At 61.5% G+C, this 22,146-nt stretch carries 19 protein-coding genes and 1 tRNA gene; 11 read left to right on the top strand and 9 right to left on the bottom strand.

The window, feature by feature from the left end:
* Positions 1-57 precede the first annotated feature (57 nt).
* The 3 genes from HS101_02470 to HS101_02460 all read right to left on the bottom strand — a co-directional run bounded on the left by HS101_02470 (position 58) and on the right by HS101_02460 (position 2,743).
* On the bottom strand, positions 58-633 hold the full coding sequence (locus tag HS101_02470) for a hypothetical protein (GenBank protein ID MBE7505130.1): 576 nt from the start codon (positions 631-633) through the stop codon (positions 58-60).
* A gap of 95 nt (positions 634-728) precedes the next feature.
* Entirely contained in the window at positions 729-1,937 is a 1,209-nt protein-coding gene (locus HS101_02465; protein ID MBE7505129.1) for a radical SAM protein, read from the bottom strand.
* 5 nt (positions 1,938-1,942) lie between these two features.
* Positions 1,943-2,743: a menaquinone biosynthesis protein gene (locus HS101_02460; GenBank protein ID MBE7505128.1), complete on the bottom strand. Its 801-nt coding sequence runs from the start codon at positions 2,741-2,743 to the stop codon at positions 1,943-1,945.
* A 257-nt stretch (positions 2,744-3,000) separates the two neighbouring features.
* Here HS101_02460 and HS101_02455 point away from each other — a divergent pair, with 257 nt between their 5' ends.
* On the top strand, positions 3,001-3,162 hold the full coding sequence (locus HS101_02455) for a hypothetical protein (GenBank protein MBE7505127.1): 162 nt from the start codon (positions 3,001-3,003) through the stop codon (positions 3,160-3,162).
* 15 nt (positions 3,163-3,177) lie between these two features.
* Here HS101_02455 and HS101_02450 read toward each other — a convergent pair whose 3' ends face one another.
* Positions 3,178-3,705: a DUF1572 family protein gene (locus HS101_02450; protein ID MBE7505126.1), complete on the bottom strand. Its 528-nt coding sequence runs from the start codon at positions 3,703-3,705 to the stop codon at positions 3,178-3,180.
* Between HS101_02450 and HS101_02445 the strand changes: the two genes are divergently transcribed.
* The 4 genes from HS101_02445 to HS101_02430 all read left to right on the top strand — a co-directional run bounded on the left by HS101_02445 (position 3,704) and on the right by HS101_02430 (position 9,383).
* A complete protein-coding gene (locus HS101_02445) occupies positions 3,704-4,906 on the top strand; it encodes a 4-phosphoerythronate dehydrogenase (protein ID MBE7505125.1) in 1,203 nt (400 codons plus the stop codon). The two genes, HS101_02450 and HS101_02445, sit on opposite strands and share 2 nt — an antisense overlap.
* 735 nt (positions 4,907-5,641) lie before the next feature.
* Positions 5,642-6,757 carry a hypothetical protein gene (locus HS101_02440; GenBank protein MBE7505124.1) on the top strand — a complete coding sequence of 372 codons (1,116 nt, stop codon included), beginning with the start codon at positions 5,642-5,644 and terminating at the stop codon, positions 6,755-6,757.
* Positions 6,758-7,020: 263 nt separating this feature from the next.
* A complete protein-coding gene (locus tag HS101_02435) occupies positions 7,021-7,737 on the top strand; it encodes a PEP-CTERM sorting domain-containing protein (protein MBE7505123.1) in 717 nt (238 codons plus the stop codon).
* A 422-nt stretch (positions 7,738-8,159) separates the two neighbouring features.
* Positions 8,160-9,383: a hypothetical protein gene (locus HS101_02430; protein MBE7505122.1), complete on the top strand. Its 1,224-nt coding sequence runs from the start codon at positions 8,160-8,162 to the stop codon at positions 9,381-9,383.
* 624 nt (positions 9,384-10,007) lie between these two features.
* Here the strand turns inward: HS101_02430 and HS101_02425 are convergent.
* Positions 10,008-11,897, bottom strand: a complete 1,890-nt coding sequence (locus tag HS101_02425; protein ID MBE7505121.1) for a hypothetical protein — start codon at positions 11,895-11,897, stop codon at positions 10,008-10,010.
* Positions 11,894-12,292 (bottom strand): hypothetical protein, encoded by a 399-nt coding sequence (locus HS101_02420; GenBank protein MBE7505120.1) that lies wholly within the window; start codon positions 12,290-12,292, stop codon positions 11,894-11,896. The genes HS101_02425 and HS101_02420 overlap by 4 nt, the downstream gene beginning before the upstream one ends.
* Positions 12,293-12,501: 209 nt before the next feature.
* Between HS101_02420 and HS101_02415 the strand changes: the two genes are divergently transcribed.
* The 3 genes from HS101_02415 (at position 12,502) to HS101_02405 (ending at position 16,407) form a co-directional block, all read left to right on the top strand.
* Positions 12,502-14,205 carry a tetratricopeptide repeat protein gene (locus HS101_02415; protein ID MBE7505119.1) on the top strand — a complete coding sequence of 568 codons (1,704 nt, stop codon included), beginning with the start codon at positions 12,502-12,504 and terminating at the stop codon, positions 14,203-14,205.
* A gap of 801 nt (positions 14,206-15,006) precedes the next feature.
* A tRNA-Arg gene (locus HS101_02410) sits at positions 15,007-15,080 on the top strand.
* Between the two features lie 133 nt (positions 15,081-15,213).
* Positions 15,214-16,407 (top strand): CofH family radical SAM protein, encoded by a 1,194-nt coding sequence (locus HS101_02405; protein ID MBE7505118.1) that lies wholly within the window; start codon positions 15,214-15,216, stop codon positions 16,405-16,407.
* Between the two features lie 28 nt (positions 16,408-16,435).
* On the opposite strand, the gene HS101_02400 is transcribed toward HS101_02405, so the two are convergent.
* On the bottom strand, positions 16,436-17,965 hold the full coding sequence (locus HS101_02400; GenBank protein MBE7505117.1) for a hypothetical protein: 1,530 nt from the start codon (positions 17,963-17,965) through the stop codon (positions 16,436-16,438).
* Positions 17,966-18,064: 99 nt separating this feature from the next.
* The gene (locus HS101_02395) at positions 18,065-18,256 is read right to left on the bottom strand and encodes a hypothetical protein (GenBank protein ID MBE7505116.1); all 192 of its coding nucleotides are present in this window, start codon (positions 18,254-18,256) and stop codon (positions 18,065-18,067) included.
* Between the two features lie 260 nt (positions 18,257-18,516).
* Here HS101_02395 and HS101_02390 point away from each other — a divergent pair, with 260 nt between their 5' ends.
* Positions 18,517-19,599 (top strand): PilT/PilU family type 4a pilus ATPase, encoded by a 1,083-nt coding sequence (locus HS101_02390; GenBank protein ID MBE7505115.1) that lies wholly within the window; start codon positions 18,517-18,519, stop codon positions 19,597-19,599.
* Positions 19,600-19,644: 45 nt separating this feature from the next.
* Here HS101_02390 and mntR read toward each other — a convergent pair whose 3' ends face one another.
* Positions 19,645-20,091 carry a manganese-binding transcriptional regulator MntR gene (mntR, locus tag HS101_02385; GenBank protein MBE7505114.1) on the bottom strand — a complete coding sequence of 149 codons (447 nt, stop codon included), beginning with the start codon at positions 20,089-20,091 and terminating at the stop codon, positions 19,645-19,647.
* 201 nt (positions 20,092-20,292) lie between these two features.
* Here mntR and HS101_02380 point away from each other — a divergent pair, with 201 nt between their 5' ends.
* Together HS101_02380 and HS101_02375 are read left to right on the top strand one after the other, a co-directional pair.
* Positions 20,293-21,285 (top strand): zinc ABC transporter substrate-binding protein, encoded by a 993-nt coding sequence (locus HS101_02380; protein ID MBE7505113.1) that lies wholly within the window; start codon positions 20,293-20,295, stop codon positions 21,283-21,285.
* A 15-nt stretch (positions 21,286-21,300) separates the two neighbouring features.
* Positions 21,301-22,119: a metal ABC transporter ATP-binding protein gene (locus tag HS101_02375; GenBank protein MBE7505112.1), complete on the top strand. Its 819-nt coding sequence runs from the start codon at positions 21,301-21,303 to the stop codon at positions 22,117-22,119.
* The last annotated feature ends 27 nt before the right edge of the window (positions 22,120-22,146 follow it).

Below are 22,146 nucleotides of genomic sequence, written 5' to 3'. Positions count from 1 at the left end.
TGTCTAAAGTAGCTACTGCTGAGCGGATGTCGCGGCGAATCGTTGGATGGGTGGAGCCTAATCCCGCTCGCTCGGCGGAGGAAGGGCGGCCAGGTCGCGAAATTCCTTCTGGACGTAAGGATCCAGTCGTTCCGCAAAGTCAGCCGGGAGCTGCAGGAAATGAATAAGTTCCAGTACGTCCGCGCGGTCCTTAATCCGATGCGCCGCTGACTTGGCGCTGGCCAGTTTCAACTCGACCAGCTTCTCGAGATTCACGAATCGAATTCCGTCATCCGAAAGCTGCGAAACGGTCTCGGGGTTCGGGAACTGTACCGACTTCGGCTTGCCGTCGCCGGGGTACTCTCCGCTGACGAGAAACTCGATGCGTACGCGGCTGATCTCATCACGGAGATGTCGGCTGCCTTCACCCTTCAGGGCGTAGCCGTGTCCGATCAGCTTGTCGTGAATTTCGCGGAGGTGGCTCGGTGTCACTAACACGTCCACATCCTGGGTCGACCGCTGAATGCCGAAGTGCTGCAGGGCGATGCCGCCGACGACGGCATAGGGAATCTGGATTCGATCGAGCTCACTGGCCAGCCGGCGCAGGGTGTCCCATACGACTCCCCGATGCTCGGCCTGCGAATCCGCTTCCATCAATGATTCCTGCAGCGTCGACACAATATCACCCCGTTGGTCTCCAGACTATCTTATCGGTTGATCAGGCGAAATTCGAGGCAGGGGTCGGGCAATCAATTGATCGGCCGGTAGAAATAGTCACGCTTCTGCGGCCGCCAGCCTGCGTCGGAGATGAGCCGGCGGATTTCGTCTTCGTTGAGTCGGTACGTCGTCCCCGCGGCGCTGACGACGTTTTCCTCCATCATCACGCTGCCCATGTCGTTGGCCCCGAAGAACAGGGCAAGCTGACCGATCTTCGGCCCCATCGTGACCCAGCTCGATTGAATGTTCGGGATGTTGTCGAGATAGACCCGCGACAGCGCCAGCATCGTCAGATACTCGTTCGCATCGGCCAGCAGCAGATGCTTCCCATCATTAAGCAATCGGTTGCTTGAGTCTTCTTCATTTTGACCTTTTGACGTTTTGACATTTTGACCTTTAACAGGAAGCCGCTTCATCCGCCCCAGCGGCGTGTCTTCCGGCTGAAAGGTCCAGCAGATAAACGCGCCGAATCCGCCGCCGTTGCCCCGGGCCAGCGACTCGTCCTGAAGGTCGCGCAAGAGCCGCAGATGCTCAAACCGCTCGTCGATCGTCTCGATATGCCCAAACATCATCGTGCAGCTCGTCTGCATGCCGAGGATGTGGCACTGGCGCATGGCCTCGAGCCACTCGTCGGTCATCGTCTTGCCCTGGCCGATCTTCTTCCGCACCCGGTCAGACAGAATCTCCCCGCCGCCGCCCGGCACGCTGGCCAGCCCCGCCTCCATCAGCCGCGCCAGCACGTCGTGAATGCTCATGCCGTAGATCTGATGAAACGCGAAAATCTCCGGCGGACTGAATGCGTGAATGTGAATCGTCGGGTAGTTCTTGCGAATGAAGCGCATCAGATCGAGATACCAATCGAACGGCAGCCCCGCCGCGCCGTCCGATGGAACCAGCCCACCCTGCATGAGCAGCTGCGTCCCGCCGATGGCCACGAGTTCCTCGATCTTCTGACCGATTTCCTCGTAAGAAAGCGTGTACCCCGACGGCAGCTCCGGCCGACCGGTGTTCGTCCCGGGCACGTCCGCCTTGAAGTTGCAGAAGATGCACTTCGCCGTGCACCAGTTGGCATAGTTGATGTTGCGATCGACGACGTAGGTGCGATAGTCCTCCGGGTGCAACCGCTCCGTCACCTCAAAGGCCTGCCTGCCCAGGGCATGAATCGGCTGCCCCAGGTACAAATCTCGCAAATCACGGGTAGATAACCGGGAAGAAGAACCAGTCCGCGGCGCCGTCGCCATCGTCGTCATGCGAACAGCCCGTGGTTCTCAGCCATGTAGAAGAAGCGATCCATCCCCGCCCGCATCGCCGATGTGACGCGATACTTCATCGTCTCGCCGAGGTATCTTACCGCCAGCTCCGGCGGCCAGCCGTGCAGCGGGGCGGCATCCATCGCGATTCGCCGGACATCCGCCACGCCCCGATCGCGCGCCTCATTGAGCATCCGCGCCGCCGAAAGGTGTCGCTCGCCGCGCCGCCCATACCATGCCGCGAAGACGAACGGCAGATTCGTCAGGTGCTTCCACGCCGCGCCGAGATCGACCTCAAACCCAAACCCGCGCGGGGCATTGGTCACGACCTTGTCGCCGATCAGCATCACCGCCTCGGCCGGCCCATCGAGGTCGATCCGCATATCCCGCAGCGGCACAACGTCCAGCTTGTGCCCGTATAGCTCCAGCCAAACCAGCCGCGCCAGCACGACCGACGTATGCGAATCGCCATCCACGTAAAGTCGCTCAATCCGATCCGGCGGCTTCTTCGAATAGACCCGCACGGTCATCGTCTCGCCGTCGCTGCCGATGCACGCGTCCGAGACCGACTCCAGCCGGTCCCGATTCCGCCAGTAATCGACCACCGGCAGCAGCGCGACGTCGCACTGCCCGGCATTGAGCAAATCAATCAGCTTCGAAGGCACCTCCGGCCGTACGATCACGTCCTCCCGCTTGGGAATAAACTCCCGCAGCGGGCGTGCATTCAAAAAGGATACAACCCCGTAAGTGATCGACTTCGTACTCGCTGGGGCAAGCACGCCGGTAGGCATGGTCATTGTGTGTCCGCTTTCAACTGCCTCGCGCCTGGGCATCTATTTATCTATCGGGAGTATAAGGAACCCCTTCCCAACTGGCCAACCGCCCGCCTCGCCCGCCGCCCCTTTCATTCGTATTGAAAACTCGCACCCCACCGCTAAAAAAAGCCCCACCGCGGCGCATCGCCCCGGCCGCGGTATCAACTTCTGCCGATTAACTAATGAGCGGCAGCCGGTTTGGACCCCCGCGCCGCCCCGTTTTTCCCGAAAGGAGCCCCATGGACACGACGAACATGGAAAACCAGTTCCAGCTCGCCTTTATCGACCTCGCCTTTCAGATCGTCGGACTCATCATGAACATCATCCTCGGCATCTTCCAGGGCTTCTCCACCGAGATCTTCTCCGGCATCTTCAGCGCCCTCTCCGGCGGCACTGCCTAACCGCCGCCGCAATCGCTAGGGCACGTCCTCCGTCCGCCCATCCCGCCGGTGCCCCTTCTCGTCATACAGGCTCAGGTCCACATTCAGCAGCCACTTCGTCGTCGTGATGATCTGCCCCGTGTGAAAGGCGAAGTGCTCCACCACGTGCATCACCGCCGCGATCCCGCTGATCGTGTACGCCTGTATCTCATATTCCTTCGCCAGGTCATGCTCCGACAGCATCCGCACCACCGCGCACGCCTCGTTGATCACTTCCTCCAGCGGCCCCAGCAATTCGTCGCGCGTCTGCCCCCCGCGCGCGTCAAACTCCGCCTGACGCTCCCGCTCGATCGGCCGCCCGGCGATCCCCCCGATGATCCACTGCCGCACATTCCCCGTCAGGTGCAGCAGCAGGTTCGCCACGCTGTTCGACTTGTCGTTCGCCCGATACCAGAGCTGCACCTCGCTGAGCATCCCCGCGCACCGCTGTATCTGCGCAAAGTGATCGCGCAGCTTCACCACCCCATAGCTCGTGAACTCCCGCGTCAGGCTCTCTTTGCTCATGGCCGTCAATATACGCTGCGCCCCCGACCCCCGCTATCATTCCCCCGTGCAGATCCTCATCGACGAAGCCATCCCCAGCCGCCATCTCTTCGCCGCCCTCGGCGAGGTCCGACCTTTCCCCGGCCGCGCTCTCACGCGCGATTTGCTCCATGACGCCGACGCCCTCATCGTCCGCTCAGTCACTCGCGTAAACGCCGCATTGCTCGACGCCGCCCCCATCCGCTTCGTCGGCACCGCCACCACCGGCCTCGATCACATCGACACCGCATACCTGCATCATCGCGGCATCCGCCTTGCCGCCGCCGAAGGTTCCAACGGTCGCGGCGTCGCCGAATACGTCCTCGCCGCAATCCTCCACCTCTCGCAGCAGTGGGGGGGCTCGCCTTCCGGCAAGACCCTCGGCGTCATCGGTCGCGGCCGCATCGGCTCACTCGTCGCCGATTGGGCATCCCACTGCGGCATGACCGTCCTCGCCTGCGATCCGCCGCTCGCCGATTCCGGAGCCCCCAATCTCCACCGCTTCGAAGACATCGCCGCCCGCTGCGACCTCGTCACCCTCCACGTCCCGCTCACCGTCGCCGGCCCGCATCCGACGCAGGGCATGGCCAATCGCGACTGGCTCGCCCGCCTGCGCCCCGGCTGCATTCTCATCAACTCATCCCGCGGCGAAGTCATCGACGAAGCCGCCCTCGCCGCCGCCGTCCGATCGGGCAGCCTCGCCGCGCCGGTGCTCGATGTCTGGCAAAATGAGCCCCGCCCCGATCCGAAGCTCGTCGCCCTCGCCGCCGTCGCCACCCCGCACGTCGCAGGCTACACCGCCGAGTCAAAGCTCCGCGCCGCCCAAATGCTCGCCGCCGCACTGGCCGACCACGTATCGTCCGCCGCCGACCACGTAGCGTCCGGCGCCCCTGCCGGACGATTGACACCGGCGTCCCCCGGCCGCGAATCATCTCCTACCGATGCCATCGCTGTGGCACCCGGCCAGCCCGCATCGTCCGCCGCCGCCCACGTCCTTCGCCACGCCGTCGGCCTTCTCACCACCGACCTCGCCTTCCGCGAAATCGTCGCCGCAATGGACCCCGCCGCCTTCGATGCCCTCCGTGCCCGATGCGCCGCCCGCCGCGAGTTCCCCGCCTATCGGGTGCACGGCCCCCTGGACCCCGAGGCCCGCGCGATCCTCACCCGCCTCGGCTTCCCGTAGGGTGGGCTCAGCCCACCACTCCCTATGCACGCCGCGCCTCGCCCCCCGTAGCGCCACCCCTTGTGGGTGGCGGACTCTGCCCCGTACCTTCGCGCGAGTGGCGCCCACCTCGCCTCCCCAACATGCCCTTTTTTGCCCCCAAACGGCCCCGGCGACTCCCCAGACCAGCCGTAACTCTTGCATTGACAATATCTTAACTCTGCCTCACAAATACCGTAATTCTCCCTCCGATCGCTTGAATACGATCCCCCCCTTCGGGTACCATATTGAATGAGGGTGTATTCCGTCTTAGGGCGGAAGAATCAGCGTTCATCCATGCAGTGGATGTCGCTTACCCCCTTAGCAGCGTGGTCATCGGCCCTGTGCCGCTGCCTCGCCGCCGCCGGTGAAGCGATTGCCCGCCCGTGCAAGAGGGTTGGCACCGTCGCTTCTGTTTAACGGTTCCGCCTGCTCCGGGCTTTGCAAGAGCCCCGGGCTTTTGGGCGAGAAGAACCGAATGCAGACTGGTCGGTCGGCGCGTGTGGTGGAGTCGGGCTTGTTTTCGACGCTGGCGGTTGGATGTCGCGAGGAATGCAGACCTTGCGGTGTCAGCTTCATGGGAGAGGGCGTTCCTCCCCGGCGAAGTAAAAAAGGTGTGACGAGCGACTTGCTGCCCCGGTAAGGCACGGGTCAACAGTCGGCAAGTGCCGGCTGAAACGAAAGAAGAGCGAAGTAGCTCGTATTTGGGAGTTTGAAATGAATAAGAAGACACTTGTCCTTTGTGCCTGCGTGGCGATGGTTTTCGCCTCGACGGCCATGGCTCAGTCGGTGATCTGGTGCGACGTCCGTGCAAACAGCATCGCGACCAACCCCGGCACCAACGCCAACCTGAACGCCATCACCGGCGGTTTGGGCGGCAATCAGCCGTTCCTTTTTGACAACGTCAATGGCGGTCGCAAGGGCGGCGGCCAAACGCTCTACTTGGAGCCCGTGCGAGTTGCAGGTGTTGGCGCTCTGCACACTGACTTCCCGACGGCCTTCCCCAACGCGGTGGGTATCAACACCCTCAACGGTCTGGGTATGGACGGCGACCGCAGCGACGGCGACATTTGGGTCTACATGGACGTCAATGACGATGCCTCGGGCACCGGCGACGTCATTTCGTCGCTCGGCCTCGATGTGGTTGTCACGCCTCCGGCGACTCCCCGCAACACGATGACGGCGACTTTCGAAATGATGAACGACGGTTCGGTGTTCAATCAGGTCACTCCGGCGGGCAGCGGTCCCTGGAACAGCAAGATTGACACTTTCAACGCGGGTGGTGCGAACAAGGCCGTCCGCGTCCCGGTTGAGGCTGGCCCGACCTACAATGCCGCCCTCGGTATTCAGCCCCGCCCGTCCGGTCTGACCGATATGCCTTACCGCGTCGGTCGAATCGGCGTCCAGGCCGGTACCTTCGGTTGTGTCGGCCGAACGGCCACCTACCGGGCTCAGTCGACCTACGAGATTCGCTTGAAGGCGAACAACCTCCTCGTCACCCGCGTCTTCAACGGCGCCGGCGATGCGGTTGAAATGATCAACTACGGCTACGATGCCGCAGGCGCCCCGGAAGGCCCGGCCATCAGTGGTAATGACACGGTCAGCGTTTCAGCACTCGCTGATGCAACCGTCGTCATCGATATCAAGGGTGACTTCACCGGTGACGGTCGCGTCACTTCGGCTGATGCAGGCCCCATGGGTGCTGCTGCCGCTGATACGACTGATAACCAGTTCCAGGCCTTCTTTGGCGATTTCTCGGGTGACTCGCGCGTAACCAGTGCGGATATCGGTGGTTTTGTCACCGCAGACGCAGTTGACACGCCCTGCCCGTAATTTCGGTGTACCCCGGGTTCTGGGGCCTTAAAAAAGGCCCCGGAACCCTTGAATTGACCTGTTTGATCTGATAGAGTGGTTAGCGGGTCAGCGTAGGCCCGCAGGACATAAGTTTAAGGGAATCAGTTTCTCAGCTTGAAGCATTTGGCGAGGGGCAACAGGAGCCGCTGGAGGAGCCAGGGGAACCAGAAGCCAAGAGCCAACAACGAGAGCGGGAAAGAATCAAAAACTCAAAAGCTTTTTGAGAGAAGGAGATGGAGAAAATGAAGGTTGCAAGGATTTTGGCTCTTGCCGCCGTTGCCACGCTCGCTGTGACGAGCATGAGCTTTGCGGCCGGCACCGTGTGGTTTGAAGCAGCTCCCGGCACGCCGAACGCCAGCGTCATTGGCCAGGGTGGCCCGGGCGGCACCGCCGAGCTTGGCTGTGACATCAGCGCCGGCCTTCGCTGCGATTGGGTTGTCACGATCATGTACCAGAACTTCGACGGTGGAGCCTTCGGTTCCTCGATCGACCTCGGCACGCTTGCTACTGCCGATGAAGGCAAGTTCAACATCAAGAACATTCAGCTTGCCTCGAACGCCCTTCAGTCGATTCTCAACCCCGTCCAGATCAATCTGGGTGGTGGCTGGCTGATCGACAACGCCGGTGGCCTCAACGTCACCGCAACTGGCGCTCCGGCCGGTCTCTACGAGATCGCCACGTTTGTTCTCTCGAAGAACAAGCTTCCCGGCGAGCTCCAGACCTCGACGCTGCACTCACGCGTCGGTCAGGGCGAGTTCGGTGGAAACGACGATCCGAGCGGCTTCCATGAAGTCGTCGCGATCGGCCCCAATGCTGCGGCCCCTGGCTACGGCAATTTCACCGGTTGGCCGGCCTATGCCCTTCAGGGTCCGGTCATCGTCGTCCGCAACACCCCTGAGCCCGCGACCCTCGGCCTCATCGGCCTCGGCGTCCTCGCTCTGGCCCGCCGCCGCAAGTAAGCGACGTCGGTTAGCTTAGTGATTCAAAACACGGTTGGCTCGCCTAGCGCGGCCAACCGTGTTTCTTTTTTGCCCCGGTGTCTTTGGTCTGGTTCCTACTCCTACTCCTATTCCCAATCCTAATCCTAATCCTAATCCTGATCCTTATTCTGGAGCGCCTCACAGGATAGGGAGCGATCGCGCAATCCCATTTAGCCGGCGGGCTCGCCCGCTGTTGATCCGACCGGACTGATTCATCGTCTTGGCAGCCACGCTAATCCCTTGAGTCCAGCTTCCTGGAGCGCCATCCACCAATGCCCGGTAATCCCGGCCGACTGGCCTTCTCTTGACGTTCTTGTTACATGCTTTCCGTCTGCCGCTCCACCCCTGAGCTGGTATAATGAGTAAGCGTTCCACGACATTCCCGACAAGAGGATTTTTCTATGAAGCTCGCAAATTCCGCTTGCTCGTTCGCCATCGCTGCGACGCTTTGCGTCATTCCCGGATCGCTCGCTGTTGCGCAGTCAGGCGGCGATGATTTTGCCAATCTGGAGCCAGGCTGGCTTGAGTCCTGGCAGTCTGAAATCGATCGACAGGTCGACTGGTTTACTTCGGCCTATGAATTGACGCCGGATGAGATTGCTACTTTGCGAGTTGAGCTCACCGCACGCGTGCATCAACAGCACGAGTACGACGAAAAAATGAAAACCGAACTCTCTGAGATGGCTAGGAAGATCGAGAATTCCGGCGTGTCGCTGGATGATGAAAGCTCGCCTGAGGTTCAGGCTCTTGCCAGCAAGTTCTTTTCATTGACACAGTCGATGCCGCTGAACGATGAAGAAGTGTCAGCTTGGTTGGGCTCGCGTATTACGCAGGAACGTGCGGCCGAGGGTCGAATTCGATTGCAGGAATTGCAGGCCCAGGCGCAGTCAGAGATTATCGTGGCAAAAGGGGATCAGGAACTCGCAAGCGGCAAGAAGGGGATTCTCGGTAAGGAGGCCGTCGCCATGACCTCCCAGATCGACCCCGCCTACAACCGCCCCGTTCCAGCAAGCGATCTCGGCGAGCGCGTCGAGGCCCAGGATCGACTCGATCGCCTTGCCCGAAACATCGAGCCCACCCGCGGCCGATTGCCCGATCGACCGAATCTCCAGAGTTCCGTCCCGCAGGTCGTCCCGCCGCCGGTCGTCCATCAGATTGACCAGCAGCGCCACAAGGGCGCCTCGGCCACGGCCGACCCCGCGACACCCACTCCGGCGCTTCCCGGTCCCCCGCGACCCGTCGTCTCCAATCCGGGCGCCGACGTCTCGCGCGCCGCCCCGCAGAATGCCAAGCCCGAGCCCCCGCCCCAGCCGGCCCCTCCCCTCGACGACTGGGAGAAGTACGTCCTCTCAACCGCCGACAAGTACGGCTTCAACGACGCCCAGTTGACCAACGCCCGCAGCATCCTCAGCGACCTCCGCCGCCGGGCCTATCAGTACCAGGCCAGCCGTGCCGAGGCCTTTGCCCGGGCAGAGCTCATGACCGACGTCAAAGCACGTGAAGCGGAGAAGACCGTCCTCAACCGGCCGCTGGACGCCCTCTTCGCCGAGTTAAAGGTCCGCCTCGACAGCCTCCCCACCCAGTCCCAGCGCCAAAAGGCCGGCTCCACCCCCGCCAAGCGCTAACCCCCGGGCACCATGGGCCTCCGGCCCGTACGTTTGAACGCGGGGGAGCATGGGCTTCCAGCCCGTAGGTATTAACCCGGGGTAGCATGGGCTTCCAGCCCGTGCGTATCTACGCGTACCCCCGGTTCTCGACGACCCCTGAACTTCAGTCCGGGCAGTCCCGGCTCCACCATCGCCCCTCGCCAACCTCGCTCCTACTCCTACTCCTAATCTCTCCTTCCTCTCGTTCCGTCGTCCCACCCTCCGCCCGCTCCCCCAATCCCGCCCAATCCCACCCAATCCGCGCGAGCGCGGAGCAAGGATGACGAATGGAGATCTAACGATGCATACCCGGCGATGGGATTATCAATGTCCGCGCGATGCACCTTCAAAAACCCTCGACCCCTTGGCCCCTCAGCCCCTCGGCCCCATTTTTCACCTTTTCGGCGCGCCACCCCAACACATGCCCGCCACAACACTTGCAATCGAAAAAAATCGGCTGTGTCACCTTATGTCACCTTCGAATTCGTCGTCCCCCGTAGCGTCCGGCGCCCCTGCCGGACGCATGGCACCAGCGCTGCCGATTGCCGACGTGCGTCCCCGCCGTTCGTCGACTTCCGAAATTCCGAGATTTTTTTTGGATGCTTACTCGGCCGGATAAATCGAAGCCGCGCAGTGAATCGCCCCCAGCCGACGCTGTGTCTCACCGCAAAGAACCGGCGTCACTTCGACCATCGGCCCCAGCGCCGCGCGGACCTGTTGCACGGCCCACCGATCGACGACATCGAAGAATCCGCCGTACGCCGGCATGAGGTACCGGCGCGGAACATGAAAACCGTTGACGTAGTTGATGCCCCGGTTTTCATCCGAAAGACTCGCCACCGGCGCGACGCGCCAGCCAAGTTCGGCCAGCGCCGCATGCAGCCGCCCCCGATCCTCCGCACGCCGCTGAAGCGAGCGGATATACGCCCGGGCAAACGGGTCGGCCGGTAGCTCGTCGGCCTTAAGTTGAAGCCCGGTCAGGATATCCATCGCCAGCAGGAACCGGGCGATATTGGCTGCCCCGGAATCGACCTCGCCGGCGGCAAACGCCGCGACGACCTCTTCGGGGTAGGCCCCATTGGCATCGCGAAGCTGCCCAACCGGCCCGGCCAGCCGCTGAGCCACGGCCCCGGCCCGGCCCCCGGCCAGGTCCGTCAAAACGGCCTCCACCGCCGCCGCATCAATGCGGCCCAGGGATCGGATGGCATCCAGACTCCGCGCGACGATCAGCCCCGCCGCCGTAAGCTCGTCGTTCACCAGCACGACGATCTTCCCCCCAACCTCCCGAGCCGAAAGCTCGACGTCAATGTGAAAGGAGACCGCCGGAAGCACAACAACCCGATCCACCCCGCACTCAACCCGAAACGCCTCCTCAACCTGCGGCCGCGTAAGCCCCAGCGCCGTGTTGCGATAAACCTCCGCCTCGCCAATCAACAGCACGCGCATCCGCGCCGCCGGGTCGTAAACAGGAATCAGATTGCCGCCCTGAAAAAGCAGCGGCGACCGAATGAGTCGGTGCCCGATCCGCGCCATCGCCTCAATCCCGAATGTCTCCGCCGAATCGCAGACACTCCGCTCCTCCCCGCGACTGGCATACCGCGGCATCAGCGTCGCCGCCTCGCGCTGACCGGCGGCAGTCGGCACGGTGCCGGGCTTCCCATTGTCCTGCGCCCATTGCGCCTGTTTCCACGGACCGGGCAGAATGGTGATGCCTCCGGTGCGACCCGTCTGCCATTTCGCCGCCTCGGCGCGCAGTGTCTCCGCGGCGTCAGCAAAGGTGGAAACCACCAGCCGCGCATCCGGCAAGGCGCCGCTCATGCCGCGAACGACATCCAGAGCACTGCCATCTCCCTGTCCCTTCCAATAGTCGGCGTTGGGAATCTGCATTCGCACGAGGCCGATGTTCGACTGTCCCGCTTCGGAGGAGAGCCGAAAGCCCTGTGAAGACGGCTTGAATGCATACACGGCGCGGGACAAGTCGGCAGACAGATCGGCAGGCTTGGCGCCGGCCGCCAGGCGAGACGCGATCGACCGAACCAGCTTCGCCCCACTCGCGTCGCCGACGGAGAAGGCGTCGAGCAGGTCAACAGGAAGCCCGACCTGCCTGAGTATTCCGACGGCAGCCGCGTCGTCCTTGAGAAAGGCGTCCGGCCCGATGGCATGAATGACACCGGCCGTCACCTGAAGCAGCCCATCAAAGGCGAGACGGTTCGCCACGAGCTTCATCGCCTCGACGAGTTGCGGGGCCGGTTGCTGACTCGGCAAGGCGTGCGGCCATGTCTCAGGCGGGCTTGTCGCGCGAAAGCCGCGTAAGAGCGGTATGTCCTCGGGGATGGTCCGGCGCAGCGTCAGCAGGGCAGCATCGTGATCGGTGCGAACAACCTCAACCACGCCTTCACCGCGCGCGACAGACGCCCCGGCGAAAAGCCATGCCGGCACGGCAAAAAGCAACGGGAGCAATCGGATGACGCGATGGGAACTAAGCGCATTCAAGGGGATGGACTCCGTTTCAACCGCGGAAAAATGAAGATGGCGAGGACGACGACAGCGAGTACGGCGGTCACCCAATTGAACGAACCGGCATCATCGTCTTTCGCCAGTGGCTTTGCGGGTGTCGCGGGGGGCTTGATCGCGGCGGCGGGGGAAGCGAGTCGAACGGAGCGCATCTGTTTTTGATAGTCCATTCGGACAATTCGATCCGCGACTCGGGCGAGAAACTCGTCGGGGAGATTCAGAGAATCCAGCCGGGAGAGGCCGGCGGGCTGACGCTTCAGGCCGTCAACGACATCCTTGATGAGCTTGGCCTCGTCCGCCGATGGCGCAACTGGCGGAATCTGGGGCGGCGGCTGGAGCAGAATTAAGATTAGAATGCATTGCGTGAGGATCATGGCAGCATCGGGTAGCCGATGATGGAGACGCCGTCAAGCCGCAGGATGCCGATTCGGACGTCACGATAGGTTCAAGTCGGTGCCGGGCGATCGTCGATTTTTACCGGTTGGATGGGGCGTTCGGTTGGGGCCGACTCCGGGATTGGCGCCAGCGGGCTATAATGAGTCGGAACTGACATTGACGGTCGTGGGGGCGGGAGTCAATCATCATGAGTCGCTCACACGCGAAATTCGGGGGCATCATCGTTGCCATCCTGGGGCTGACCGCGAGTCCTTTGTCGTCACAGATCGACAACCGCGTGAACCAGGGAAACGCGGCGACTGCCGGCCGAGCGCTGGACAGCAACCCGGCAAGCGGCAGTTCCCGCTTTAACCTGACCCGGCCCGGCACGTTCGACGCCGGCGTGAGGTCCAACGCGATCATCACCGGCAACGTCACCGGACTGGACTATTTCCACGGCAGTTCTCCGCTATTGAATAACAATCAGTTCCGTGAAACATTGCCATCTTCGGACCTCAGCGGATTTCGCGCTCAGAGCGTCGGACTTAGCGACGTTTTGAACAACAGGACCCGAAGCGGCGGATTTTACTTCGATCGCTCGCAGACGGTGACGGACGCGGGGTATGTTCGCTCGGGCCTGAACCAACCGGGATCGTCCTTTGTCCAAACGCCGAATACGCCGCCGCCGCAGAACTTCACCACCGACAACTCGTCCGCTTATCTTCTTCAGCGGCTGCCGGATCCGTCGGATCGGCGGGTCTCAATTCCGCGACCGGATTTTCAAGCCGGCATGAAGCAGACGCAGATTGGCGGCGTTGCCGTCAACAAGTCGGCGGCCATTGACCTGTCGCCCTATCAATCCGCCGTGGGGTCGTCGATCTTCGGCACGCCGACGCCACCGGTGCGTCCTGCGCTGACGGGCGGGCTGGTTTCGGATCGGATAGATGAGACAGACAATCTGAGAGATCTGGCATCCCGGGCGTTGGCGGATGATCCAAGCCTGCGTCGCGTAGATTCATCAGCGAGTTCGCTGGTCCAACCCGTGGACGAATCAGTGGGTGGAACTTCGACCGAAGGGCGGACTTCGGCGGATGCAGTCGCAAAGGCACAAGCGTCCATCTCGCCTGAGACGCCATCTGCGCCGTTTTCGTTTCCGCTGGAGCGGCCCGCCGATCTCGGTCAGGATCGCTTCGCGGACTTGTATAATGCCGTGGGCGTGGCTGGATCGCTTGGCATCACGAATCTAGGATTTGACGTTGATGAGCAACCGATTGGAGAAATCGCCGAACCAGAGACAGCCGAAGCTGGGAACGTGCGGATTCCGGGAAGCCTGATGCGAGACTCGGGCGCTGGGCTTAAGCAACTTTCGGAAACGGCCAAGTGGGCCTCCGAGGTTATTGATGAGCCGCTTCGGACGTTCGCCGGCAGATATAAGAATAAGCTTAACGACTACATGCTGGCCGGGGAGGATGAACTGCACCGCGGACAGTATTACAGCGCTGCACGCTACTTTGAACTGGCGAACTCGATTGATCCGATGAACCCATTGCCACTGCTGGCGCGGGGTCATGCGCTGGCAGCGGCGGGGGACTATCGATCGGCCGTTCGATATATCACGCTGGGCATTGAGCGATTTCCGCAGATCGCCGCATTTCGTATTGATCTTCCCGCGCTGCTTGGTCGGCCGGACGTTTTCGATATTCGCCGGGCTGATCTCGAAGACAAGCTGGCGGTCGGCGAGAATCGGGAGCTTCGCTTTCTTCTCGGTTATCTTGAGCTCTACTCGGGCCTGCCTGATGAGGGAATACAGAACCTTCGGATTGCCGCCAAGGCTTCGCCGCCAGAGTCGATCATCGGAATGTTCGTGGACCTGATCCTGGGCCTCCGCGAGCTTCCGCCGATCGGCAAGTGATCTATTGCCGGGGTTCACTTCACTCAACTCAGCGTTTAAGTCACTTTGAGTAATGGACGCGCGAGCATCGCAGCGTGAGCGGCTCATTTGCTTACGGCGATATGCAACTGCCGAGTCGAGGTTGGCGTTGACGAATCTGTAAGTGGGCGGAGTGTATGGACAAAAAAAAGAAGACACCGAGCGCCTCAAGGGCGATCCCGGTGCCTTCCGGAGGGGAAAGAAGCCAAAAATTGAAATCGCCCGTTATTCGCCGGCGTCGCGCTTTGTTAAGGCCCTCAAAAACTGCCCTAGGTCTGACTGCCCGCAGGATTATATGCTGCGGTCCACGACTATCCACTTATCGGCGAAATTATCCAATCGCTACAGTCCTCCCGACCTTTGCGAAGACTATGTTAATTATCGGACATTTGTCAACTATAAAATCCGGTCAATTTTGGGGCGCTCTATCCATGGAACCCCCTGTCTATCCTTTCTACTCGGTTGGTACCTGAGAGGTTCGCTCGAATCGATCGATTATCGGATTGCATTGTTGTTGACCGCCTGAGTCGTGAGTCTTCCTGCGGGGAAAACCCATTCAGGCGGGACCATTTCCGGGGTGGCTGTTGGCTGGACTCCCGAAGACTGGTCTAGGGGCGTCTGGGAAGGAGCTGGTTTCGCTGTTGGGCCCCGGATAGCGGCAACGATGCGGCAAAAAGGCCCCAGGCGGCGACAACTCTCGACAGTCGCCGCGGAACTTGTTATGAAGTGCAATTCGCCGTGCGGCGGCCGACCGAGTTTTCGGGGGGCTGCCGGACGACCAAAGACCCCGTAGCTCAGCTGGATAGAGCGCAGCCCTGCGAAGGCTGAGGTCGGACGTTCGAATCGTCTCGGGGTCGATTTCATCGGGGGTTTTTAGGCTGCGGTCTTCGAGTGGGACGGGCGCGGCACTTTTCACGTTCACTATTTTTGAAATGATCGCAATCGGCAACTGAGCGAGTCAGCCGTTAGAATCCGCGTACGATGATCGAGATGCCAACCGCCACGGGTCTGGAGCAAATCGCCGAAAAGGTGGTTGCGGGCGAGCGACTTTCGCATGAGGACGGCGTGCTGCTGTACGCGTCCCGGGATATCCACGAGATCGGTCGGCTGGCCAACATCGTCCGCGAGCGTCTGCACGGCGACGCCGCTTATTACAACGTCAATCGACACATCAATTACACGAACTTCTGCGTGCTTCGGTGCAAGTTCTGCTCTTTCTACAGACCTTACTCAATGGATGCCGCGGCCAAGGCACTGCCGATTGTCGTTGGACACGGCGACAGTCTGAGTCTGCCGCTGGCGGGTTCGTCGCAGACGGACACTTACGAGTTAGGCGTCGATGAGATCGCAGCCCGAGCGAAGGATGCGTATGACCACGGCGCGACGGAAGTCCACATCGTCGGCGGACTGCATCCGAAGTTGCCGTTTGATTATTACGTCGATATGTGCCGGGCCATTCGCGCGGCGTGCCCGACGATTCACATCAAGGCGTTTACTGCCATTGAGATCATCCATTTCACTCGCATCAGCAAGCCACGGCTGAATATCCGCGAAGTCCTGGAAAGACTTCGTGAGGCGGGGCTGGGCAGCCTTCCGGGCGGGGGGGCGGAGATCTTCGACGACCGGGTCCACGACGAGGCCTATCAGAATAAGGTGGGGGAGGCGGGCTGGTTTGACGTGCATCGGACGGCCCACGAGATCGGCATGTTCACCAATGCGACGATGCTGTACGGCCACGTCGAGCGGCCCGAGGAGCGGATTACGCACATGCTGAAGCTGAGGGCGCATCAGGATGCGTCGCTCGCTTCGCGCAAGGCGTCGTTCAACTGTTTCATCCCGCTTTCGTTCATACCGGAGGGCAGCGAGCTTTCGCAGGCGGCGAGCCCGACGGGGCTCATGGACCTTAAGACGCTGGCGATCAGCCGGCTCATGCTGGACAACATCCCGCACATTAAGGCGTTTTGGATCATGCAGTCGGCGAAGCTTGCCCAGGTGGCGCTTAACTTCGGTTGTGACGACATGGACGGCACGGTCGTCTGGTACGACATCACCAAGCGAGAGGGGGGCGCGGGCAATACTCATCAGGAGATGAGCGTCGAGCGGATGGAGGCGCTGATCCGGGAGGCGGGGAGAACTCCGGTGGAGAGGGACACGCTGTATCGGGCGATCGATCGGACGAGATAATGTCCGATGCAGGGCGCATCAAGTCATATCAGCGGTCAGGTCTGCGCTGTAACAAATGCAGATATTTCCCATTGTCCAAGCGGGCGACTCTTGGTGAGTATTCAGCAAGCAGTTCGGGCGTAAAAATATCCTGCTCGCGCTGTTTGATATTGTCATTGGGCGGCTGGACGAAGAAGGGACTGTTGGTGGCCAGCGGCTCGTCGAGCACCTGGACGTTTCCCAAGAGCAGATACGTGGGCTTGCGGGAGAGAATGTAGGGGCCGTCGTGCTTTTCGTGGCCGACCCAATGGCCTGTGACCGGTATGTCCTTGTGGGCGATGTGGACGTCGGTCAAACCGAGCATGTCTAGGACAATCAGATCGGAGTAGTAACCGACGGCGCCGATCGGTGCGCAGGCCACCGACTGGCCACTTGAGGCGATCGAATTGAGCCAACGGCCCGCAGCGGACCAATCAGGGATTTCGCGGTGCTGCTGGTCCCGGTAGCGAAGGTAGTGTTCGGAGGTCACGGTGCTGGTCATCAGGGAAAAGGCCACGACGACCACTGCAATGGCCGCCGTCCATCGTGAGATTAGGCGCGGCGCCGATGCCTGGGCCGCCATTCCCCAACCCAGCATGACGGCAAGGAGCTTCTGAAGAAGGAGCAGCCACATGGGAATCGCCGGCATCAGGAATCGATACATGGGAAGGCCGTCGCCGCCGACAAGCACGACTCCCGCCAGCATGGCCGCGGTGGTGAGCGACAAACCACGAGCGAAAGAGTTTCGATAGGCAAACCAGGGCGCGGCGATGGGGAGAATCCATGCCAAGAGGCCCCCATGTTCGAGCATGCACTCTCGGACGTATTGATATCCACTCTGCCAGACGGCCGGGCCTGATCCGACCTTGGCGTAGTAGGTATTCGGCAACCAGAATCCGTAGTAGCTCTTTCTCCAGAGCAGATGGGCTCCGACGATGATCGCCGCCGGAAGGATGTAGGCCAGAATCAAGTGACGGCGGCCCTTGCCAGCGTCCAGTAGAAACCAAAAGCCGATGACGCCAGTTACGGCGACGCCCTCCGGTCGCGTCAGTCCGCAGAGTCCGGCGGTGATGCCTGCTGCGAACGCGCGGCGAAAGGTGATGCCGTCTCCCGCGAGCAAGTAGAGCGTCAACAGAACGGAAAGGGCGTAGCCGGTGGCCTCCAGTCCTCCCCATGCCCAGCAGGCGACTGTCGCGCAGGCGGCGAACAATGTCGGGGAGATCCAAGGGACGAGTTTGCCATCCGACTCCAGTGGTTTTGCACAGGCCCGCAGAAGGGGGAGTGTCAGTAGTGCGGCCCCCAGCGACATCGCCTGTACGGCGAATACAAAGTCTACGCCGGCCTTGCCCAGCGCTGCGGCCACCGCGACCCATAGGACGCTGGTGTAGCCTTCGACGCGCTCACCAACGTTGTAGACCCAGCCATGTCCGCGTGCGACGTTTCGGGCGTACCTGGCGGCGATCAGGGCGTCGTCACTGAGGAAGTCGTACCAGAATGCACGACCGGCCAGCAACATCGCGAGGATCACGAGGAGCGGCATCGCCCGGAGAACAGGGGATCGGAAGCTGCTTGAGCGCGGGCCTGCACTCAGGGTGTGACTCGGAGCCTCTCTCATTTCAAGATCGGGCCTCGGAACAGGCTAATGGTCGACGTCAACATCCACGTGGGTCTTCTTGCACTTGTCTTTGTCAGGCAGATTGACCCGAACTCTGGCGTACGGAGCGTTTACCTCGATATCGGCGCGACGCTCTTCGACTTTCTTCTCGGCGCAGGCGGGCGACGAGAGACATGCGGCGAGCAGGACGGTGAGCAGAAGCAGTTTGCGGAACATTTACCTCTCCCTTTTCTGGGGCGCGGCTGATCGAGTCGCGGGCCATCATGCTACGACGATCGGCGCGGCATGGGAATGGGGCGGCCAGCGGCGATGGGCGACACCCAGGCGGCTTCGCGGACATCCAACATAGTGGAATGTCGGAAATGCGCCGTCGAGGAATTCCGGCTTTTGGGCGGCGGATGTCGGCGCGGTATACTCTCCGGTAGATGGTTTCCCGCTGCGGGGTACCGGGCTGTGGCACTAGATCGGATGACTTCATGGACCTGATGGAACTGATGAGATTCGCGGTCGAGCAGAAGGCGTCTGACCTCCACTTGCAGGCGGGTTCGGTGCCGATGATGCGGATTTCGGGTCAGGCGCGGTTTCTCGATGCCGCGTCGCTGACCGGCGAGCAGGTGCGAGATTTTGTCGTTTCGCTCCTGCCGGAGGCGATCAAGCCGCAGGCGGACACGGCCATCTATTCCGGGATTGACTTCTCGCACTCGATTCCCGGGCTTTCGCGGTTTCGATGCAGCGCCTACAGCCAGCTTGGACAGTACGGCGTCGTCGTTCGAATGGTCACCTCGAAGGTGCCGGCCTTCAAGGACCTGATGTTGCCGGATGTCGTGCAGGAAGCGGCGCTTCTTCAGCGCGGGTTGACGCTGGTCACGGGCACAACCGGCTGCGGGAAGAGCACCACGCTGGCTTCGATGATCGACCTTGTGAATCACTGGTACCGCGCGAAGATCATCACCATCGAGGATCCGGTCGAGTTTGTTCACACCAACCGGAAGGCGCTGATCTCGCAACTTGAGGTGGGCACGGACACGCCCTCGTTTGAACAGGCCCTGCGGCAGGCGCTTCGACAGGACCCGGATGTGATTCTCGTCGGGGAGCTGCGCGACGTGGAGACGCTGCGCATGGCGCTGCGGGCCGCGGACACGGGGCACCAGGTGTTTTCGACCCTGCACAGCCAGAGCACGGCGCAGACGATCGAGCGGATCATCGCCATGTTTCCGCACGACGAGCACGACATTCTGCTGTCGCAGCTCGCGACGTCGGTGGAGGCGATCATCTCGCAGCGGCTGGTGACGACGCAGGATGGAAAGCGGCGACCGGCGGTGGAGATTCTTCGCGGCACTCCCGTGGCGGAGAAGTTCATCCACAAGAAGAAGCTCGATGAACTCCTCACTTACATAGAGACGGGGGAGTCCGGCATGCAGAGCTTCGACCAGCATCTGCTTCAGATGTATAACGAAAAGTCGATCAGCGGGACCGAGGCCCTGCGCTGGGCGACCAATCCAGAGGCGCTGGCGATGGCGTTTCGGGGGATTCGGCGGATCGGCAGCGGTCGCGGCTGACGGTCGCGCGTCATCGATACCATTTCATCTTCGTGATTGGTCGGGTTACTTGAGGAAACGCTTCATGGCGTCGAGGGTGCGCGGGCTGATGTGATGCTCGATGCCTTCGGCGTCGGCTTCGGCGTCGCTTTTGGGAACGCCGAGGGCGAGTAGAAAGTTCAGCACGAGCCGATGCCGCTCGCGTGCCCGATGGGCGAGTTGTCGGCCTTTTTCGGTCAGGAAGATGGAGCGATAAGGGGCGGAGGTGACCAGGCCTTCGGCTTGAAGCCGGGTGACGCTCTTCGTGACCGTGACATGGGTGACGCCGAGGTGGCGTGCAATGTCGACGGCTCGGGCCTCGCCGCATTTCTCGATCAGATCATCAATGAGCTCGACATAGTCCTCAGCCAGTTCGTGGGCGTGGTCCAACCTCGTGCGGCGGTAGCCATGAGCGGCGGTCTCAGGCTCGGGGGCCCGGCGTGGGGTTTTCTTCTTGCTTGTCTTGGCAGGCATCGAACTACCAGATAGACCCTTATTGGGGGTTTTCGGCGGCACTTGGGGGCCATTATGGCAGACAGGATAACCAAGTGCAAGGGCGACTACAAGTTGACCTTTCCGTTGTTAGAATATAGCATGTACTACAGAATATAGTTTGTGCCTTGATTCGCCATGCCGCCCGTCTTAGAATGCCGCCGGGCCGCCAGGGAGTGCCGAATGCGACAGTTCACGTTGTGGAGGATCTCAGTTCTCGCCCTGATCGTTGGCTGCCGGCCGAGCATGGCGGGAAGCGCGGCGGAGCAGACGCCGCAGCTCAAGACGCCATATAAGGCGGTCTGCACCGTTGGGATGATTACCGACATCGTTGCTCAGGTCGCGGGTGATCGCGCGGAGGCGCGGGGCATCATCGGCGAGGGTGTTGATCCGCATCTCTATCAAGCGACACGGGGGGACATCTCATCTTTACTCTCCGCCGACATTGTTTTTTACAACGGTTTGATGCTCGAAGGAAAGATGGCTGACGCGCTGGTCAAGGTGGCGCGAAAGAGGCCGGTCTTTGCCGTAACGGAACTCATTGAGGAGAAGCTGCTTCTGGAGCCGCCGGAATTCGCGGGCCATCACGACCCGCACGTCTGGATGGACGTGTCGCTCTGGAAGGCGGCGGCCAATATGGTTGCCAAGACCTTGACTGAGTTCGATCGAGCCGGCGAGGATGTGTATCGTGCGAATGCGGCCCGGTTGACCGGCGAAATGGACGCACTGCACGCGTATGCGCGGAAGGCGATTGGGAGCATCCCCAAGGATCGGCGCGTGCTGGTCACGGCCCATGACGCGTTCAACTACTTCGGCCGGGCCTACGACATCGAGGTAGTGGGCATTCAGGGGATCAGCACCGAGTCCGAGGCCGGTATCGCCGATATCAATCGCATCGTCAGCCTTTTGGTCGATCGTAAGGTGAAGGCTGTCTTCGTAGAGACGAGCGTTTCCGAGAGAAACATCCGCGCCCTGTGCGAAGGGGCGGCGGCCCGAGGGCACCAGGTGGCGATCGGCGGCTCGCTTTTTTCGGATGCCATGGGAAGGCCGGGCACTTATGAAGGCACTTACGTCGGCATGATCGACCATAATGTCACCCTCATCGCCCGGGCACTGGGAGGGGATGCGCCTGAGCGGGGTATGCAGGGCAAGTTGAGTTTTGGCGTGGGGAAATAGTTGTCGAGCGACAAGATGAGCCAGCCCACCGCACGGCCGTTGACAGCGAATTCGGCATCGGATCACGATGCCGCGTGCCCGGTATCCATTCACGATCTGACCGTCGCCTACCATCGCAAGCCGGTTCTTTGGGACGTGGATTTCGCGGCCCCGGAGGGGAGCCTGATCGGGGTCGTTGGTCCGAATGGCGCCGGCAAGAGCACGCTGATCAAGGCCTGTTTGAATCTCGTGCCGATCGCATCCGGCAGTGTTCGATTCTATGGAAAGCCTTACCGCGAGCAGCGGAAGATTGTCGGCTATGTGCCCCAGCGCGAAAGCGTGGACTGGGATTTTCCGGCCAGCGCGCTGGATGTGGTCACGATGGGGCGCTACGGCAGGATTCCGTGGTGCCTGCCGCCGAGTCGAAAGGACAAGGCCGCGGCGCTGCAATGTTTGGATCAGGTCGGCATGGCGGACTATGCCCGGAGGCAGATCAGCAAGCTCTCCGGCGGCCAGCAGCAGCGCGTCTTTCTCGCCCGGGCGCTGGTTCAGGATGCGCAGATCTACTTCATGGATGAGCCGTTCGCCGGCGTGGATGCGGCCACTGAGGGTGCGATCGTGGAGTTGCTCCATGAGCTGCGTGCCCGACGAAAGACGGTGGTTATCGTTCATCATGATTTGCAAACTGTCAGTGCTTATTTTGATCACGTCGTTCTTCTGAACATGCGGATTGTCGCAGTGGGGCCGACGCGCGAGGTGTTCACCGACGAGAATCTGCAAAAGACTTACGGCGGCAGACTCACGCTGCTGGATAAGGCCGCCGAGGCGATTGCGCAGGGGGGGCATCGCAAATGATCGCTATGAGGGGGATTCTATGGGCCC

Source organism: Planctomycetia bacterium (genome assembly GCA_015075745.1).
Taxonomy (GTDB): domain Bacteria; phylum Planctomycetota; class Phycisphaerae; order UBA1845; family UTPLA1; genus UTPLA1.
Note: the sequence above shows the minus strand (reverse complement) of the source record. Positions and strands in the feature narration are given on the sequence as shown.